15 protein-coding genes are annotated in these 18,242 nt (G+C 71.4%); 8 read left to right on the forward strand and 7 right to left on the reverse strand.

The annotated features are described in order from the left end of the window. Positions 1-84: 84 nt before the first annotated feature. Positions 85-1,773, reverse strand: coding sequence for an ABC transporter transmembrane domain-containing protein (locus ABD999_RS24595; protein WP_271276294.1), 1,689 nt, complete (start codon positions 1,771-1,773; stop codon positions 85-87). A 145-nt stretch (positions 1,774-1,918) separates the two neighbouring features. On the opposite strand from ABD999_RS24595, the gene ABD999_RS24600 reads away from it, so the two are divergent. Beyond that, positions 1,919-2,539 carry a phosphotransferase gene (locus ABD999_RS24600; RefSeq protein WP_271276293.1) on the forward strand — a complete coding sequence of 207 codons (621 nt, stop codon included), beginning with the start codon at positions 1,919-1,921 and terminating at the stop codon, positions 2,537-2,539. A gap of 50 nt (positions 2,540-2,589) precedes the next feature. Here ABD999_RS24600 and ABD999_RS24605 read toward each other — a convergent pair whose 3' ends face one another. Next, entirely contained in the window at positions 2,590-4,089 is a 1,500-nt protein-coding gene (locus ABD999_RS24605; RefSeq protein WP_271276292.1) for an ATP-binding protein, read from the reverse strand. 123 nt (positions 4,090-4,212) lie between these two features. On the opposite strand from ABD999_RS24605, the gene ABD999_RS24610 reads away from it, so the two are divergent. After that, complete coding sequence (locus tag ABD999_RS24610; RefSeq protein ID WP_345482899.1) at positions 4,213-6,936, forward strand: LuxR C-terminal-related transcriptional regulator; 2,724 nt, start codon at positions 4,213-4,215, stop codon at positions 6,934-6,936. A 45-nt stretch (positions 6,937-6,981) separates the two neighbouring features. Next, positions 6,982-7,890: an alpha/beta hydrolase family protein gene (locus ABD999_RS24615; RefSeq protein WP_148029222.1), complete on the forward strand. Its 909-nt coding sequence runs from the start codon at positions 6,982-6,984 to the stop codon at positions 7,888-7,890. A gap of 37 nt (positions 7,891-7,927) precedes the next feature. Here ABD999_RS24615 and ABD999_RS24620 read toward each other — a convergent pair whose 3' ends face one another. The 5 genes from ABD999_RS24620 to ABD999_RS24640 all read right to left on the reverse strand — a co-directional run bounded on the left by ABD999_RS24620 (position 7,928) and on the right by ABD999_RS24640 (position 13,440). Further along, on the reverse strand, positions 7,928-9,358 hold the full coding sequence (locus tag ABD999_RS24620; RefSeq protein WP_271280468.1) for an MFS transporter: 1,431 nt from the start codon (positions 9,356-9,358) through the stop codon (positions 7,928-7,930). Positions 9,359-9,429: 71 nt separating this feature from the next. Next, positions 9,430-9,918, reverse strand: coding sequence for a MarR family winged helix-turn-helix transcriptional regulator (locus tag ABD999_RS24625; RefSeq protein WP_219544013.1), 489 nt, complete (start codon positions 9,916-9,918; stop codon positions 9,430-9,432). Between the two features lie 98 nt (positions 9,919-10,016). Then, positions 10,017-10,757, reverse strand: a complete 741-nt coding sequence (locus ABD999_RS24630) for a succinate dehydrogenase/fumarate reductase iron-sulfur subunit (RefSeq protein ID WP_148029219.1) — start codon at positions 10,755-10,757, stop codon at positions 10,017-10,019. After that, positions 10,754-12,679 carry a fumarate reductase/succinate dehydrogenase flavoprotein subunit gene (locus ABD999_RS24635; RefSeq protein WP_148029218.1) on the reverse strand — a complete coding sequence of 642 codons (1,926 nt, stop codon included), beginning with the start codon at positions 12,677-12,679 and terminating at the stop codon, positions 10,754-10,756. Before ABD999_RS24635 ends, ABD999_RS24630 begins: the two co-directional genes overlap by 4 nt. Beyond that, on the reverse strand, positions 12,676-13,440 hold the full coding sequence (locus tag ABD999_RS24640; protein ID WP_333485747.1) for a succinate dehydrogenase cytochrome b subunit: 765 nt from the start codon (positions 13,438-13,440) through the stop codon (positions 12,676-12,678). Before ABD999_RS24640 ends, ABD999_RS24635 begins: the two co-directional genes overlap by 4 nt. Before the next feature lie 129 nt (positions 13,441-13,569). On the opposite strand from ABD999_RS24640, the gene ABD999_RS24645 reads away from it, so the two are divergent. The 5 genes from ABD999_RS24645 (at position 13,570) to ABD999_RS24665 (ending at position 18,235) form a co-directional block, all read left to right on the forward strand. Next, entirely contained in the window at positions 13,570-14,499 is a 930-nt protein-coding gene (locus ABD999_RS24645) for a LysR family transcriptional regulator (RefSeq protein ID WP_148034272.1), read from the forward strand. 32 nt (positions 14,500-14,531) lie between these two features. After that, positions 14,532-15,662, forward strand: coding sequence for a PP2C family protein-serine/threonine phosphatase (locus ABD999_RS24650; protein WP_271280054.1), 1,131 nt, complete (start codon positions 14,532-14,534; stop codon positions 15,660-15,662). Further along, positions 15,659-16,813 (forward strand): sensor histidine kinase, encoded by a 1,155-nt coding sequence (locus ABD999_RS24655; protein WP_271280053.1) that lies wholly within the window; start codon positions 15,659-15,661, stop codon positions 16,811-16,813. Before ABD999_RS24650 ends, ABD999_RS24655 begins: the two co-directional genes overlap by 4 nt. Then, positions 16,806-17,255 carry a response regulator gene (locus ABD999_RS24660; RefSeq protein WP_271280052.1) on the forward strand — a complete coding sequence of 150 codons (450 nt, stop codon included), beginning with the start codon at positions 16,806-16,808 and terminating at the stop codon, positions 17,253-17,255. Before ABD999_RS24655 ends, ABD999_RS24660 begins: the two co-directional genes overlap by 8 nt. A 191-nt stretch (positions 17,256-17,446) precedes the next feature. Beyond that, a complete protein-coding gene (locus tag ABD999_RS24665) occupies positions 17,447-18,235 on the forward strand; it encodes a hypothetical protein (protein ID WP_148029213.1) in 789 nt (262 codons plus the stop codon). Positions 18,236-18,242: the final 7 nt, after the last annotated feature.

Consider the following 18,242-nt stretch of genomic DNA (forward strand, 5'->3'; position numbering starts at 1 on the left):
TCGGGGGCCGTTTCTCCTCTTCGCCGCTGATCCTCCTCAGGACCACCTGTGGAGGTCCGAAACTCCGAAGGGTGCGGGATCTCGTCAGGTCTCCCCTCTCGTGACCGTGGCCGCGTATGCCGGGCAGGTGGTCAGGAGGTCGCGGTGGGTGCCCTCCGCCTGGACCCGGCCGTCCTCGACGTAGATCACGTGATCGACCCGGCCCAGCACCAGCGGGCTGGTCGTGCAGACCAGCGTGGCGCGGCCACGTCGCGCCGCCGCCAGCCGGTCGGCGATGCGCGCCTCGGTGTGGGCGTCGACGGCGCTGGTCGGCTCGACGAGGATGAGCACCTCGGGGTCCGCCAGCAGCGCCCGGGCGAGCCGGAGCCGCTGCTGCTGGCCGCCGGAGAACTCCCGCCCCGCCTCCGCCACCTGCGCGTCGAGCCCGCCGGGCAGCGCCTCGACGATGTCCTCCGCGCACGCCGCGTGCAGGGCCCGGCTGATCAGCTCGGGGGTCGCGGTGCCGCGTACGTCCAGCTCGGCCCGGAGGGTCCCGGTGAACAGGCGGGCGCCGTTGTCCGCGACCAGGACGCGCGCCCGGACCTCCTCCACCGGCAGCGACGCCAGGTCGGCGGAGCCGAACGTGACGTCGCCGTCGGAGTAGCGGCCCAGCCGGTCGGCGATGGAGATGGCGTCCTCGGGCCGGGCCGCGGCGAGCGCGGTGAGAGAGCCGGGCTGCAGGGTGACACCACTGTGGCTGTCGCGCAGCACGCCGCCCGCGGTGCTGCCCGTGCCGCCGGTCACCTCCGGCTCGATCGACAGGATCCGCACCACCCGGCGGGCGGCGACGTGTCCCTTGGTGAGCCGGTCGGCCGCCTCGGTGATCGTGCGCATCGGCGCGACCAGGAAAACCGCGTACGCGTAGAAGGTGACGAGCTGGCCGACGGTGATCCGGTCGTCGACGGCGAAGGCCGCGCCGACGCTGGTCACGAGCGCGATGAGCAGGCCGGGCAGCACGATCTGGGCGCCTTCGAGCAGCGACTCCACCCGGGCGACGCCGACGCCCGCGTGGCGGGCCCGCTGCGACTCCTCCCGGTAGCGCTCCGCGAACACCTGCTCGCCGCCGATGCCGCGGAGCACTCGCAGCCCGGCCACGATGTCGGCGGACCTGGTGGCCAGGTCGCCGGTCAGGTCGCGCTGCCGTTTCTGCCTGCGGTGCAGGGGCCGCAGCAGCGGCCCCACGGCCGCCGTCATCACGGGCACGCCGATCAGTACCATGAGCCCGAGTACGGGCGAGGTCGAGATGAGGATCACGGTGACCGCGACGATCGCCACGACGGACCCGGTGCCGCGCAGCAGGATGTCCATGGAGCTGCCGATGTGCGCGATGTCGGAGTTGCCGACGCTGACCACCTCGCCGGTCGACAGGCGCTTCGACAGGGTGGCGCCGAGCCTGGCCGCCTGCCGGGTGGTGAGCTGGACCGTGCGGTAGGCGGCCGACAGCCAGTTGTAGACGGCGAACCGGTGCCGCATGATCCCGGTGAACGCCTGCACCAGCCCGAGCCCGAGCAGGATGCCCGACCAGGCGAGCAGCGCGCCGGTGTCCTTCAGCCTGAGCGCGTCGATGCCCATGCCGAGCGCGGCCGGCACCAGCGCCTGCGCCAGCCACCAGGTGGTGGCGAAGGCGATGCCGGCCAGGAGGGCGCGGCTCTGCCGCCGCGCGTTCCACCACAGATAGCGGAACGGGCTGCGGATGTCGGGCAGGCCGGGGTCGGCGTCAGGAAGGGAGCGCATAGCCAGTCAACAGTGGCAAAGTCCCTGGTTGATCGGCAATTGATTTATCCCGCAGCGTGTCGATCACCCGACGTTTCGTACAAGATGGGTCAGTCTGGGCGTGCCCCCTCACACCGACCTCAGGAGTACGCCACAATCGTCTCTCGTGGAGCACGGGTACACCAACAGCACGGTCGGAGACGGCGCTCTCGTCGTCAAGTGCTACCAGGGGCCCGACGCCGCCGTCCGGCTCCGGACGGAGGCGCGGTTCCTGCGGCGGCTGCGCAGACGGATGCCGGTGCCGAAGCTGCACGCGGTGACCGACACGAGCGTGAGCATGCACTACATCCCGGGCGTCCACGGTCAGGACCTGCTCGACGAGGGTCACCCTGTCGAGGTGCTCGCCGAGTGCGGCCGCGCGCTGTCCCGGCTGCACCGGATGGGGTTCGTGCACGGCGACTACGGGCCGCAGAACATGCTGTTCGACCCGGAGACGTTCAGGACGGTGGCGATCCTCGACTGGGAGTGGGCGCATCCCGGCCGGCCGGTGGAAGATCTGGCGTGGTGCGAGTGGATCGTGCGCGCCCACCATCCGGAGCACGTCCCCCACCTGCGTCACTTCTTCGAGGCGTACGGGGGGCCGGTGCCGTCGTGGGAGGAGCGTCACGCGGCGATGCTCAACCGCTGCCGCAACCTGCTGGACTTCGCCGCGCGGTGGGAACCGGGCGGCGAGGGCGAGAAACTGTGGCGTCAGCGGATCGACGACACCGCCGACTGGGTCGCCTGACCGTTCCGGCCTCACCGGCCGCGGCAGCCGTCCGGCCCGGCCCGGCTCATTCAGCCTTCCCTGGGCGTGACCACCGGCTCGCGAATCCCGAAGAGCGTTTCCAGGTCGGCGAGGAGCACGTCGCCCCGGGCCCGGGCCGCCTCGATGAGATCCCGGTGGAATCCCGTCAGCGAGAAGATCGCGAGCGTGGCGGCCGAGGTGTCGTGACCGTGCTGTGAGAGCAGCCCCGCGAGCATGTCCAACCGGTCGAGATCGGCCATGCCCCTCTTGGTGATCGTCGCCTTCGCCTCGCCGACGAGGCCGACGACCGCTCGCCCGCCTCGCTTGTCCAGCGCGATGACGTCGATCTCGTGCCTGGCCCGTCCCTTCCCGTCGTTGACCACGGTCGAGGTGATCTGACCTGCGGCGCCACGCAGCGCGGTGGCCGTCTGACCCCGCAGCCACCCCCTGGCGCACTCCTCGAAGTGCGGGCCGAGGATCCGGGAGTCGAAGGTGGGTCGCGCCCTGCGCCAGGCCTCCGCTCCCTGTCCGGTCTCCACCAGGTCACGCTGCGGCACGGTGATCAGGTTGTGGAACCGTACGATGGGGTCGACCACGCTGATCACCGGACGGCGCTCCCACAACGGATCGCTGTCGTACCGCAGATAACCCGCGGTGACCAGCGCCTCGATGGGGCGAGTCAGCGACGTACGCGACAGTTCAAGCAAGCCGCCGATCTTGCTGGGACTCGTCGCTCCACCGGCTACCGCGTTGATGATCGCGTAGTGCAGGGAGCTGCCGGTGAAGCGGGGGTCCTCGCGGAGCAGATACTCGCTCTCGCTCTCCGAGAACAGCGCCTGGCTGGAGTCGAGAGCCGTGGCCACGACCCAGTCGTCCACCTCCGCGAGAGACTGCGGCGGTGGCACGTTGGCCAGGTTGCGGTAACCCGGGGAGCCGCCGTAGACGGCGTGCACCCGCAGGGCCGCGTGCGGATCACCGATGCCCCAGTGGCGAGCCATGGTGGACAGGTTGAACGGATGCAGCCGCAGGTCGACGGCGGCGCGACCGCGGAGCGCCTTGGTGCCGGACAAGAGTTCGTTCATCACCGAGAGCGCCGAACCGCACACGATCACCCGGCCGCCCTCCGGGCCCTCCCCCGCCTGCGACCGGTCATCGAGCAGTCGCAGCAGGCCGGGCAGTTCAGGAGAGTGTGCCATCCAGTACGGCAACTCGTCGATCACCAGCAACCCGCCCCGGCCCGCTGTCAACTCGATGGCCGTGGTCAGGAGGGTCTCCCAATCGGCGTCCGCCATGAGCCTGGGGTCGATGCCCGCGTACCGCGCGATCTCCGTCGCGAACCGCCGCCTGGCGAGGACCACGCCCTCTTCCACGACCGCCGTGACGTAGAGACCATGCGCGGTTTCGGCCAGGGCGCGCAGCAGATAGCTCTTCCCCACCCGCCGCCTGCCGGACACCACGGCCAGCCGCAGCCGGCGATCCGGGTGCTCAAGAAAGCTGGTCAACGCCGACCATTCCATCTCGCGGGCCAGTACCCGCTGGGGCTTCTGCATCGTGTGCCACCTCAGTTGTACGCTCTGTAACATACTAATTAAGTCACGCGGCCTCATCGGCGATTTCGCCGACTTTACAGCTGGGCCCTTTTCCGGTTGACAAACGCGAGTCACACTCTGGTCATGTCAGAGGGGCTGCATGGCCGAGCCGCCGAGCTGGACGCCGTGCGGCTGTTGCTCGACGCGGCGCTGGCCGGCGACGGCGGCGCGCTGGTGCTGGCGGGACCGCCGGGCATCGGCAAGACCGCCGTGCTCGGCCGGGCCGCGTCCATGGCCGGTGGGTTCACCGTCCTGCGCGCCCGCGGCGTGCCGCAGGAGTCGCGGCTGGCCGGGTCCGGGCTGCACGCGCTGCTGCGGCCGGTGGCGCGGCTGGTCCGGTCGCCGGTGCTGGCGCGGGCGCTGCGGCGGGGCACGGCCGGGGACGGGATGGCGTTGCCCGCCGCGGTGCTGGAGTTCCTGGCCGAGCTGGCGGCGGCCGAGCCGGTGCTGGTGTGCGTGGACGACCTGCACCTGCTCGACGAGGTCAGCAGGGAGGCGCTGTGCTTCGCGGCCAGGAGGGTGGCGGGCGAGCGGATCGCCTTGCTGCTGGCGGTGCGGGACGCGGCCGGGCTGCCGGAGGACGTGCCCGTGCGGGTGCTGGAAGGCCTGGATCCCGCCGCGTGCCGGGCGCTCGCCCACGAGCTGGCGGCGGGCGCGCTCCCCGACGACCTGCGCACCTGCCTGGCGCGACTGGCCGGAGGCAACCCGCTGGCCTGGCGCGAGCTCGTCGGATCGCTGACGCCCGAGCAGCTCGCCGGGCTGGCCGCGCCGCCCACGGGCCTCCCGCCGGGCGGGCGTCTGCACCGCGCGCACGCCGAACGGCTGGCCCGGCTCCCGGAAGCCACCCGGTTCCTGCTCCTCCTGCTCGCCGCCCATCCGGGGCTGAACGCCGAGACTCTCCGCCGGCGACCCGCCCAGGAGTCCGGCGCCGAGGCGCGGCTGCACCGCGAACTCCTGGCCGCCGGGCCGCCCGCCGTCCTGGCGCCGGCCGAGCGCGCGGGGTTGATCAGGGCGGAGGGCGGGCGGTACGGGTTCGCGGACGAGACGGTGCGTGCCGTCGTCTACGCGGAGGCGCCGCCGGCCCGCAGGCGCGCGGCGCACGCCCTGCTGGGCAGGCTCCTCGACGGCGACCGGCACCGGCTCGCCCGCGCCTGGCACCGCGCGCACGCCCTGGACGGGCCGCCCGATCAGCTCGCCGCCGAGCTGGCCGCCGCCGCGTCCGCCGCCACCGCGCGGGGTTACCCGGGCAGGTCCGCCGCGTACGAGCACGCCGCCGAGCTGACCGGCGTCGAGGAGCGCAGGACGGAGTGGCTGGCCGCGGCCGCCCGCCACGCCTGGGTGTCCGGTGACGTGCCCCGGGCCAGATGGCTGCTCGCGCAGCCGAGGCACCCTCTGGAGGGCCAGGCCCAGCTCATGCGCGGCAGGCTGGAGCTGTTGAGCGGTCACGCCGACAGCGCCAGGGACAAGCTGCTGACCGCCGCCTCCTGCCTGGTGCAGCGCGACCGGATCGACGGCGTCAAGGCGCTGCTGCACGCGGCCGAGGCCAGCTATCTGACCGGCGACATCCGTACCTTCCACGCCATCGCCGGGCAGGTCGCCCTGCTGCGCCGTCCCGACGACTGCGCGAACGCGCAGCTCATGTTCGAGTATCTGCAGGGGATCGCCGCCACGTTCAGCGGCGACCATCGCGCGGCGGCGGGGCCGCTGCGGCGGGTGGTGCGGCTCGCCCCGGCGGTGCGCAGCCCCGTCCCGCTGGTGTGGGCGTGCGTGGCGAGCCTGCTGCTGGGCGAGGACGCGACCGCGCTGGAGCTGTCGGCGCGCGCGGTCGACACGGCGCGCCGGCGCGGCGCGGTCACGCTCGTGCCGCAACTGCTGGAGTCGGTGGTGCAGGCGCACTTCTGGCTGGGCCGCTACCCGTCGGTGGCCGCGCACGCCGCGGAGGGGCTCCGGCTGGCCGAGGCGTCCGGCCAGCCCAACGCCGCCGCCCAGCATCTCGCCTGGCTGGCGCACGCCGACGCGGTGCAGGGCGACGCCGACGCCTGCCGCGACCGCGCCCACCGCGCGCTCGACCTGGCCGAGTCGCACGGCCTGGGCATCGCCGGCGCCCTCGGCACCTGGGCGCTGGCCCACCTCGACCTGGCCGCCGGCAGGCTCGCCGACTCCGCCGCCCGGCTGCGCGGACACCGTGACAACGACCATGTCGTCGTACGGGTCATGGCCAGCCCGCACTTCATCGAGGCCGCGGCCCGTACAGGCGACGACCGGCGCGCCACGGCGGCGCTGCGGGTGCTGGAGCGGTGGGCGGGGAGCACCAGCAGCCCGGACCGGCGCGCGCTCGTCGCGCGCTGCCGGGCGCTGCTCGCCGCGCCCGGCGAGGCGGGCGAGCGTTTCCAGGAGGCCCTGGAGCTGCACCGGCAGGGCGCGTGCCGGTTCGAGACGGCGCGCACCCAGCTCCTGTACGGGGGCGCGCTGCGCAGGGAACGCCGGCCGGGGGCCGCGCGGGAGCACCTGCACGGCGCGCTGGAGACGTTCGAGCGGCTGGGGGCGCGGCTGTGGAGCGAGCGGGCCCGCGCCGAGCTGCGCGCGGCCGGTGAGACCGTGGCCCGCCCGGCGCCCGGCGGCGGCCCCGAGCAGGTGCTGACGGCCCAGCAACTGCGCATCGCCCGGCTGGTGGCGGAGGGCGCGACGAACCGGGAGGTGGCCGCCCAGCTCTTCCTCAGCCCGCGCACCGTCGACCATCATCTGCGCAACGTGTTCGCCAGGCTGGGCGTGCGGTCCCGGGTGGAGCTGGCGCGGCTGCTGTTCTGACACCGGTGATTCACGCGATGCGGGGACGCGCCGCCCGGTCTGACAATGGCGGCGTTCGCACCCCCCACAGATGGAGTTGCCGACGTGTATCCCCGCAACGCGATCGCCAGACTCGCCGTGGCCGCAGCCCTCGCCTGCGGCGCCCTCACCCTGGCCCAGCCGGCTAGCGCCGCCGGACCGTTCGAGCGCGGCCCGAACCCGACGGACTCCCTCCTGGAGGCGAGCCGCGGCCCGTTCAGCACCTCGGACCAGTCCGTGTCCTCGCTCGTGACCGGGTTCGGCGGCGGTCGCGTCTACTACCCGAACGACACCAGCCAGGGCACGTTCGGCGCGATCGCCATCTCGCCCGGCTACACCGCCTCCTGGTCGAGCCTGTCGTGGCTCGGCCCGCGGATCGCCTCGCACGGCTTCGTGGTCATCGGCATCGAGACCAACAGCCGCTACGACCAGCCGGCCAGCCGAGGCCGCCAGCTCCTGGCCGCGCTCGACTGGCTGGTGGAGGACAGCCCTACCGCCGTGCGCAGCCGCATCGACCCGTCCAGACTCGCGGTGGCGGGCCACTCGATGGGCGGCGGCGGCAGCCTCGAAGCCGCCGACGACCGCCCCAGCCTTCAGGCGGCCGTGCCGCTGGCCCCGTGGAACCTGACCAAGAACTGGTCGGGCGTCCGCGTCCCCACGATGATCATCGGCGGTGAGAACGACTCGGTCGCCTCGGTCACCACCCACTCCCAGCCGTTCTACGAGAGCATCCCCGCCTCGTCGGAGAAGGCGTATCTGGAGCTGAACGGCGCCAGCCACTTCTTCCCGCAGACCACCAACACCACGATGGCCAAGTCGATGGTCGCCTGGCTGAAGCGCTTCGTGGACGACGACCTCCGCTACGACCCCTTCCTCTGCCCGGCCCCCCGGGGCACCGCCATCGAGGAGTATCGCGACACCTGCCCGCACAGCTGACCCGCTCTTCGACGGCCTCCCCACCCCGGGGAGGCCGTCAGACCGGCGTGCGCTCCACGAGGTGCTCCGTGGCCGGTGCGGGCGAGCGGAGCACGGTCACCGCGACCACGAGGGCCGTCAGCAGCAGGGCGGCCGCGATGCCGAACGCCAGCCGGTAGCCGCCGGTGAGGGCCGCCGCGTCCGTCATGCCCCGGGCCAGCAGGTCTCCCGTGCGGGACGCGGCCATCGTGGACAGCACGGCCACGCCCAGCGCCATGCCGATCTGCTGGGTGGTGTTGAACAGGCCCGAGGCGAGCCCCGCGTCGTCGGCCCTGGCGGCCGACATGCCGAGCGTGGCCAGCGCGGGCAGCACCAGCCCGCCCCCGGCGATCAGCAGCATGGCCGGCAGCAGGTCGGTGACGTACGACGCCTGGACCGGCACCCGGGAGAGCCAGCCCATCGCGGCCATCAGCAGTGCCAGGCCGGCGATGAGCACGGCACGCGCCCCGAACCGCTCGTTCAGCCGCGCGGAGAGGAACAGCGAGATCCCGCCGATCGCGACCGCCGCGGGCAGCATCGCCAGGCCCGTCTCCAGCGCGCTGTAGTCGAGGACCTTCTGCATGTAGAGCGCGACGAGGATCTGGAAGGCGAACATGGCCGAAAGGCCCAGCATCTGGGTCAGGTTCGCGCCGGAGACGTTGCGGGAGCGGAAGACGCGCAGCGGCATGAGCGGGGCGCGGGCCGTGGCCTGCCGGACGAAGAAGCCGGCCAGCAGGGCGACCGACAGCGCGCCCAGGCCCAACGTGTGGGCCGCCGCCCAGCCGTACTCCTCGATCTTGATGACGGTGTAGATGCCCAGCATCAGGCCGCCGGTGACCAGCGCGGCGCCGAGGGCGTCGGCGCCCGCCGAGAGCCCCGTGCCGCGGTCGGCGGGCAGCACGCGGGCGGCCAGCGCGACGGTGGCCAGCCCGATCGGCAGGTTGATGAAGAAGATCCAGTGCCAGGAGAGCGCGTCGGTGAGCACGCCGCCGAGCACCTGGCCGATGGAGGCGCCGGCCGCGCCGGTGAAGCTGAACACGCCGATCGCCTTGGCCCGCTCGCCCGGCTCGGTGAACAGGGTGACCAGGATGCCGAGGACCACGGCCGCCGCCATGGCGCTGCTCGCGCCCTGCAGGAAGCGGGCGGCGACCAGCATGCCGGGCGTGGTGGCCAGGCCGGCGAGGAGTGACGCGACGGTGAAGAGCGTGTTGCCGGCCAGGAACATCGTCTTGCGGCCGATCAGGTCGCCCAGCCGCCCGGCGAGGAGCAACAGGCCGCCGAAGGGGATCAAGTAGGCGTTGACGGTCCAGCTCAGCCCGGCGGGCGTGAAGCCCAGGTCGTGCTGGATGGCCGGCATCGCGACGGTCACGATGCTGCCGTCGAGGATCGTCATCAGGCTCGCCGCGGATAGGACGATCAACGCGAGCCGGCGGTGCGGGGTGGGCGACATGGCCCCTCCTGTTCATGGGAAACAGGAGAGACCCTAACAGATAGTTTTGTTGTAGACGATCCTTTACAGAACTACTTCCGGGACTGCCTGGCCCTGCGCGCGCCGGGCGCGACCTCCACCGGGGTGGCGAGATGACCCTCGGCCAGCCGCTTCATCGCCGACAGGAGCATCTCCCGCTCCTTCTCCGGCAGGGCGTCCAGCGCCTCCCGGTGCACGCCGTCCACGATCCGCTGGCTGTGCCGGGCGACCTCGGCGCCCTTCTCGGTGACCGCGATGATGCGGGCCCGCCGGTCGGTGCTGGAGGGGCGGCGCTCCGCCAGGCCCGCCTTCTCCAGGGCGTCGACGGTGACCACCATGGTCGTCTTGTCCATGTCGCCGATCTCGGCGAGCTGGATCTGCGTACGCTCCTCTTCCAGGGCGTGGACGAGCACGCAGTGCATGCGCGCGGTCAGGCCGATCTCGGCCAGCGCGGCCGCCATCTTCGTACGCAGCACGTGACTGGTGTGGTCGAGCAGGAACGACAGGTCAGGCTCGGAGCGGCCCGGTGCCATGGCGGTCATGCCGCCAGCCTACTCAACCGTCCCGAACCGGATTATCCCCAACAAGAGCAGGAAAGGGCCGCGCGGTGGGAACCGCGCGGCCCTTCCGGAGAAGCGGGCTACTTGGCGTTGGCCTTGAGGTAGTCGCTGTTCATCTGGGCGATCGTGTCCAGCGGGATGCCCTTCGGGCAGACGGCCGTGCACTCGCCGGTGTTGGTGCAGCCGCCGAAGCCCTCGGCGTCCATCTGGTCCACCATGGCCTTGGCGCGGGACAGGCGCTCGGGCTGGCCCTGCGGGAGCAGGCTCAGGTGGGTGATCTTGGCCGCGGTGAAGAGGGACGCCGACCCGTTGGGGCAGGCCGCGACGCAGGCGCCGCAGCCGATGCAGGTGGCGGCGTCGAAGGCGGCGTCGGCGTCCTCCTTGCGTACGGGCACGCTGTGCGCGTCGGGGGCGGAGCCGGCCGGGACGGAGACGAATCCGCCGGCCTGGATGATGCGGTCGAAGGAGCTCCGGTCGACGACCAGGTCCTTGATCACGGGGAACGGCGCGGCCCGCCACGGCTCGATGGTGATGGTGGCGCCGTCCTCGAAGTGCCGCATGTGGAGCTGGCAGGTGGTGGTGGCCACCTGCTCGCCGTGCGCGACGCCGTTGATGACCATGCCGCACATGCCGCAGATGCCCTCGCGGCAGTCGTGGTCGAAGGCGATCGGGTCGTCGCCTTCGAGGATGAGCCGCTCGTTCAGCACATCCAGCATTTCGAGGAAGGACATGTCGGGCGAAACATCCTCCACCCGATAAGTCACCATGCGTCCGCGGTCCTTGGGGCCGCTCTGACGCCAGACCTTCAGGGTCAGGTTCACTTGTAGCTCCGCTGGCTCATCTTGACGTACTCGTACTCGAGCGGCTCCTTGTGCAGCACCGGCGTGCCGTCCGGCGAGTGCTCCCACGCCGAGACGTGCGCGAAGTTCTCGTCGTCGCGCAGCGCCTCCCCGTCGGAGTCCTGCGACTCGGCCCGGAAGTGGCCGCCGCACGACTCGCTGCGCACCAGGGCGTCCAGGCACATGAGCTCGGCCAGGTCGAAGAAGTCGGCCACCCGGCCGGCCTTCTCCAGCGTCTGGTTCAGCTCCTCGGCGACGCCGGTGACCTTGACGTTCTCCCAGAACTCCTGGCGCAGCTCGGGGATGCGCTCCAGGGCCTTGCGCAGCGACTCCTCGGTGCGGTCCATGCCGCAGTAGTCCCACATGAGCTTGCCCAGCTCGCGGTGGAAGGAGTCGGGGGTGCGGGTGCCGTTCACCGACATCAGCCGGTCGATCTTCGTGCGCACCGCGACCTCGGCCGCCGCGACGGCCTCCTCGTCGACGTCACCGAACGGCCCGTCGGCCAGGTAGTCGCCGATCGTGGTGGGCAGCACGAAGTAGCCGTCGGCCAGGCCCTGCATCAGCGCGGACGCGCCGAGCCGGTTGGCGCCGTGGTCGGAGAAGTTGGCCTCGCCGATCACGAACAGGCCGGGGACCGTCGACTGCAGGTCGTAGTCCACCCACAGTCCGCCCATCGTGTAGTGGACGGCCGGGTAGATGCGCATCGGCGTCTCGTACGGGTTCTCGCCCGTGATGCGCTCGTACATCTCGAACAGGTTGCCGTACTTCTTCTCCACGGCGTCGCGGCCGAGCCGGCCGATGGCGTCGCGGAAGTCGAGGTAGACGCCCAGGCCGCCGGGTCCGACGCCGCGGCCCTCGTCGCAGACGTTCTTGGCGGCGCGGGAGGCGATGTCACGCGGGACCAGGTTGCCGAAGGCGGGGTAGATCCGCTCCAGGTAGTAGTCACGCTCGGCGTCCGGGATGTCGCCGGGGGCGCGGGAGTCGTTCTTGCGCAGCGGCACCCACACGCGGCCGTCGTTGCGCAGCGACTCCGACATGAGCGTGAGCTTCGACTGGTGGTCGCCGGAGACCGGGATGCAGGTCGGGTGGATCTGCGTGTAGCAGGGGTTGGCGAAGTACGCGCCGCGCTCGTGCGCCCGCCAGATGGCGGTGGTGTTGCAGCCCTTGGCGTTCGTGGACAGGTAGAACACGTTGCCGTAGCCGCCGGTGGCGAGCACCACGGCGTCGGCGAAGTGCCGCTCGATGTCGCCGGTCACCATGTCGCGCACGATGACGCCCCGCGCCCGGCCGTCGGAGACGATCAGGTCGAGCATCTCGTGCCGGGTGAACATCTCGACGGTCCCGGCCGCGATCTGCCGCTCCAGCGCCTGGTACGCGCCGAGCAGGAGCTGCTGGCCCGTCTGGCCGCGGGCGTAGAAGGTCCGCGACACCTGGGCGCCGCCGAACGAGCGGGTGTCGAGCAGGCCGCCGTACTCGCGGGCGAACGGCACGCCCTGGGCCACGGCCTGGTCGATGATGTTCACCGAGACCTCGGCCAGGCGGTACACGTTCGACTCGCGGGCGCGGAAGTCGCCGCCCTTCACCGTGTCGTAGAACAGGCGGTAGATCGAGTCGCCGTCGCCGCGGTAGTTCTTGGCGGCGTTGATGCCGCCCTGGGCGGCGATGGAGTGGGCGCGCCGGGGCGAGTCCTGGTAGCAGAACGACTTGACGTTGTAGCCGAGCTCGCCGAGCGTCGCGGCGGCGGAACCGCCGGCCAGGCCGGTGCCCACCACGATGACGTCGAGCTTGCGCTTGTTGGCGGGGTTGACCAGGCGGGCGCCGAACTTGCGCTTCTCCCACCGCTCCTCGATGGGACCGGCCGGTGCCTTGGTGTCGCGGATCTCCGCGCCTTCGACGAAATTCACTGGACCACTCCGAACGTGATGGCGAGCGGCGGCGCGAGGAAACCGATGACCAGGACGGCGGAGCCGAGCCCCGCGACCGCGCGCAGCGCCCTGTTCCTGTCGCGGTTGGCCACGCCGAGCGTCTGGAAGGCGCTCCAGATGCCGTGCCGCAGGTGCAGGCCGACCATGGCGACGGCGACGATGTAGAGAAGCGTCACGTACCACCGGGACGGGTCGAACCCGGCGATCATCCGGTCGGCCGGTGAGGAGTCGAAGCCCTTCGGGTTCACCACGCCGAAGGTCAGGTCGAGCAGGTGCCAGACCACGAAGAGCGCGATCGTGATGCCGCCGAACCGCATGATGTGCGTCGCGTACCCCTTGGCCTGCGACTTCTTCCTGGCCGCGTACTTCACCGGCCGGGCCGCGGCCGCGCGGCGGGACAGCGAGATCGCGGCCCACATGTGCAGGACGACCGAGACCACGAGGACGATCTCGACGAGGGTGAGCAGGGTCCGGTACGGGGCGATCGGCTCCAGCAGGGTGCGCAGCGCGAGCGCGTACTCATTGAATGAGTCGCGGCCCGCGAAGATCTTGAGGTTGCCGAGCATGTGGCCGACGAGGAAGAGCACCATGACGGCCCCCGTGACGGCCATGACGGCTTTCTTGCCGTTGGACGAGGTCAGGAATCCGCCAGGCCTCTTGGCTCTGGGCTTCTCTTCACCCTTGGGGGGGATAACGGACGCGGTGGCGGCGCCGCGCTCTATCGTGGCAGTCACGTTCATCGACGCTAGGTAGCCTGCGATGATCCGTCCAAGTCATGAGGGGCCTGGTTTCGATAGCCAGCGGCTATGATGTCTGGTTTGTACGGCATAAGCACGTTCACCGGGCTGGCCGGTTGCGAGGAAAATCACATGCAGTTCCAGCAGTTGGCGTACTTCGTCACCGTGTCCGAGACCAGGCACTTCACCCACGCGGCTGAGCGGATGCGGGTCGCGCAGCCGTCGCTCAGCAAGCAGATCAAGGCGCTGGAGCACGAGCTGGGCGCGCCGCTGTTCTCCCGGGCGCGCGGCAACGTCACGCTGACCCCGGCCGGGGAGGCGCTGCTGCCGCTGGCCCGCCGGATGCTGGCCGACGCCGACACCGCCAGGCAGGCGGTCGCCGAGCTGGCCGGGCTGCGCCGGGGCCAGGTGCGGCTGGGCGCGACGCCCTCGCTCTGCGCGGGGCTCATGGCCGACGCCCTGGCCCGCTTCCATCACTCGTACCCGGGGATCGGCCTGCTGGTCGAGGAGGGCGGCTCGCGCGACCTGGTGCGCGCGCTGGCGCGCGGCCAGCTCGACATGTCGCTGATCATCATGCCGCTGCAGCACGACGACCCGTCGCTGGTGACGGAGGAGATCCTGCGCGAGAACCTGGTCGTGGCCTCGCCCGCCGCCGAGCGGCCGCGCAAGCCGTACCTGCGCATCGACGAGCTGCGCGGCAGGCCGCTGGTGATGTTCAGGACCGGCTACGACCTGCGCGACGCGACGCTGGCGGCCTGCCGGCAGGCCGGGTTCGAGCCCCGGTTCGCGGTCCAGGGCGGCGAGATGGACGCGGTGCTGCGGTTCGTGGAGGCGGGGCTGGGCGTGGCCGTGGTGCCGTCGATGGTGCTCGACGGGCGGCCGGGGCTGGCCGGCACGCCGCTGGCGCCGCCCGGGCTGAGCCGGACCATCGCGCTGGCGCACCGCAAGGACGTGGAACCGATCAGGGCCGCGCAGGCGTTCCGGGCGACGCTTCTCTCTTACGTGATCGAAGCAGGGCAGGAAGGCACCCTTCCACAAGGGGTCGAGCTCATCGCAGAATGAGCAGCACGGCCTCAATCTGCGGAAGGGCGTGCGTGACCGCGACTCTGGACGAAACGCTGACGCTGCTCCTGGTGGAGGACGACGCGGGAGACGCGTTCCTCGTGGAGGAGTTGCTGAAGCAGGCCGAGGCGCCACCCAGGATCACCTGGGTGCGGAGCCTGGAGGAGACGAAGGCCCAGCTCGGCCCGCAGATCCAGTGCGTGCTCGTCGACCTCTCGCTGCCCGACGCGACCGGCCTGGAGGCGCTGGAGCACGTGCTCGACCTGGCGCCGCACGCCGCGGTGCTGGTGCTGACGGGGTTACGCGACGTTCACGTCGGGGTCGCGGCGGTGCAGGCGGGCGCCCAGGACTACCTGGTGAAGCAGGACGTCGACGCCCGGCTGCTGGCCAGGGCCATCCGCTACGCCATGGAGCGCAAGCGCGCCGACCTGGCCCAGCGCCGGCTGGTGGAGGCGGAGCTGACCGCCAAGGAGAACGCCCGCCTGGAGAACGGCCTGCTGCCCGTGCCGCTGCTGCGCACCCGCGAGCTGCGCCACGCCACCCGCTACCTGCCCGGCTCGCAGGGGCAGCGGCTGGCCGGCGACTTCCTGGACACGGTGCAGACGCCCGACGGCTCGGTCCACGTGATCGTCGGCGACGTGTGCGGCCACGGGCCCGACGAGGCCGCGCTCGGGGTGGCGCTGCGCATCGCCTGGCGCACCCTCGTCCTCGCCGGGCAGACCGGCGACCTGCTGCTGCGCACGCTCGACACGCTGCTGCGGGCCGAGCGCAGGGCCCCGGAGATCTTCACCACGCTCTGCATGGCCACGATCGCGCCCGACCTGGCGAGCGCCCGGATGCGGGTGGCCGGCCACCCGCCCCCGGTGCTGGTGCGCGGCGGGGTGGTCGAGGTCGTCGAGGGCGCGCCGTCCGGCCCGCCGCTCGGCATCTTCCCGGACGCCCAGTGGGCGGTGCTCGACGTGCCGCTGGGCGAGCGCTGGTCGATGATGCTCTACACCGACGGGCTGATCGAGGCCGCCGTCGGCGGCGAGCTGCTCGGCGTGGAGGGGCTCGTCGAGCTGGTACGGCTGCACGGCGCGATCGACATCGACCGGCTCATCGGCGAGGTCGGGACTCTCAAGGACGACCTGGCGGCCGTGATCGTCAGCAGGGGCGAGACATGAGCATCAATCCGCTTCCCCCCGCCAAGCCGCCGACCGGCGTCGGCAGGGTGCCGATAGCGCGCTGGTTCGTCTTCGCCGGGGCGGCCACCGCGGTGGCATTCCTGGCCGGCGTGGCGCTCATCATGCTGATGATCGCCCAGGCGCGCGAGCTGGCCCCCAAGCCGGAGGTGGCCGCGCAGATCGACCGGCTCAACGTCGCGCTCGTGGTGCTGTTCGTGGTGATCCTGGTCGCCGGCGTGGCGCTGGCGTTCATCGTGCGCTTCACCGTGCTCGACCCCATCGCCCGGCTGACCGAGCAGGTGCGCACGGTCGCGGGCGGTGACTTCGACCACCGGCTCGGGGTCGAGCGGCCCGCGGAGCTGGCCGAGCTGTCGAGCCACATCGACTCCATGCGCAGGCGCATCCTGTCGGCCTGGCGCACCGCCTCCGACCAGGCCGACGAGCTGCGCCGCTCCAACGGCGAGCTGGAGCAGTTCGCGTACGTGGCCAGCCACGACCTCCAGGAGCCGCTGCGCAAGGTGGCGAGCTTCACCCAGATGCTGGAGCAGCGGTACGAGAACGAGCTGGACGATCGGGCCAGGCAGTACATCCACTACGCGGTCGACGGCGCCAAGCGCATGCAACTGCTCATCAACGACCTGCTCGACTTCTCCCGCGTGGGCCGGGTGGGCGGCGAGAAGGCGCCCATGGACAGCGGCGTGGCGGTGCGGGCGGCGCTGGACAACCTGTCGGCGGCCATCGAGGACGCCGGGGCCACGGTCACCACGGGCGAGCTGCCCCGGGTGACGGGCAGTCCGAGCCAGCTCACCCAGCTGTTCCAGAACCTCATCGAGAACGCGGTCAAGTTCCGCGGCGACGAGCCGCCGCAGGTCCGGATCGAGGCGGTCGAGAGAGACGGCATGTGGGAGTTCAGCTGCTCCGACAACGGCATCGGCGTCGATCCCAAGTACGCCGACCGCATCTTCCTGATCTTCCAGCGGCTGCACCCGCGCGACGTCTACGCCGGCACCGGCATCGGCCTGGCGCTCTGCCGCAAGATCGTCGACTATCACGGCGGCCGGCTCTGGCTCGACGGCGACTCGGGCGAGACCGGCGGCCGCGGCACCACGTTCCGCTGGACGCTGCCCGCCGCCGGTGACGACGATGCCTGACTGGCGGCCTGTCGAGGTGCTCCTGGTGGAGGACGACCAGGGCGACGTGCTGATCACCCGGGAGGCGTTCGACCTCGGCAAACTCCGCAACCGCCTGCACGTGGTGGGCGACGGCGAGCAGGCGATGGCGTTCCTGCGCCAGGAGGGGGCCCACGCGGGCGCGCCGAGGCCGGACCTCGTCCTGCTCGACCTCAACCTGCCCAGGAAGAGCGGCCTGGAGGTGCTCAGGGAGGTGAAGGCCGACCCGGTACTCAGGACGATCCCGGTGGTCGTCCTGACGACGTCGAAGGCCGAAGAGGACGTCGTCCGGAGTTACCGGCTGCACGCCAATGCATACGTGGCTAAACCCGTAGATTTTGGGCAATTCATAAGGGTTGTCCGTCAAATCGATAACTTTTTTGTGACTGTGGTGAAGTTGCCTTACCAGGGACAGCGCCCCTGACGGGATACGTGACAGGAATCACAGCGTGAGCAGGAGAAAGTGAGTGACCGTCCTCACAAATCGCGATGCGCTCGTCGTAACGTATGCCACACCAACTGCGCGCCCGCGCGGCATAGTCACCGCCGAACGCGCCTAGAAGAACGACCCGGACCCCAGGCGTGCGGGGTCCGCGGGAGGTGGAGAGGTCCGCGATGACCCAGACGACGCCCGATGCCCCAGCGAGAAAGCAGCGTGCCCAGGTCAAGGTGCGCACGCTGCGCACCGACCGGTGGTGGCTCACCCCGCTGCTGGTATTCCTCGGGCTCAGCTCATTTCTGATCTACGGTGTGTGGGCGATCCTCGACACGAGCAACTTCGCCGAACCCTACATCGCCCCCTTCGCCGCACCCTGTCTGACCACGCAGGAGGTCTGTGACGGCGCGCGGCTGTTCGGGTGGGCGCCCGTCGGCGACTGGTACGCGCTCCCGCCGGGGCTGCTGATCCTCGGCCTGCCGGGCGGGTTCCGGCTGACGTGCTACTACTACCGCAAGTCCTACTACCGCTCGTTCTGGCTGTCGCCCGCCGCGTGCGCGGTGCAGGAGCCGCACGGGAAGTACACCGGTGAGACCCGCTTCCCGCTGATCATGCAGAACATCCACCGCTACTTCTTCTACTTCGCGCTCCTGATCGGCGCCATCCTCACCTACGACGCCGTGCTGGCCGTCGTGCACAAGCCGATCGGCCTCGGCAGCTGGATCCTGATGCTCAACGCCGTGCTCATCCTCGGCTACACGCTCGGCTGCCACTCCTGCCGTCACATCACCGCGGGCCGGCTCAACCACTTCTCCCGTCACCCGCTCCGCTACCGGGCCTGGACCTTCGTCTCCAAGCTCAACGCCAAGCACCAGCAGTGGGCGTGGGCCTCGATGTTCTCCGTCATGGGCGCCGACCTCTACGTCCGCCTGGTGGCCAAGGGCATCATCGCCTTCCCGTTCGCGTAAGGATCAG

It is taken from the genome of Nonomuraea ferruginea (genome assembly GCF_039540635.1).
GTDB classification, from domain to species: domain Bacteria; phylum Actinomycetota; class Actinomycetes; order Streptosporangiales; family Streptosporangiaceae; genus Nonomuraea; species Nonomuraea ferruginea.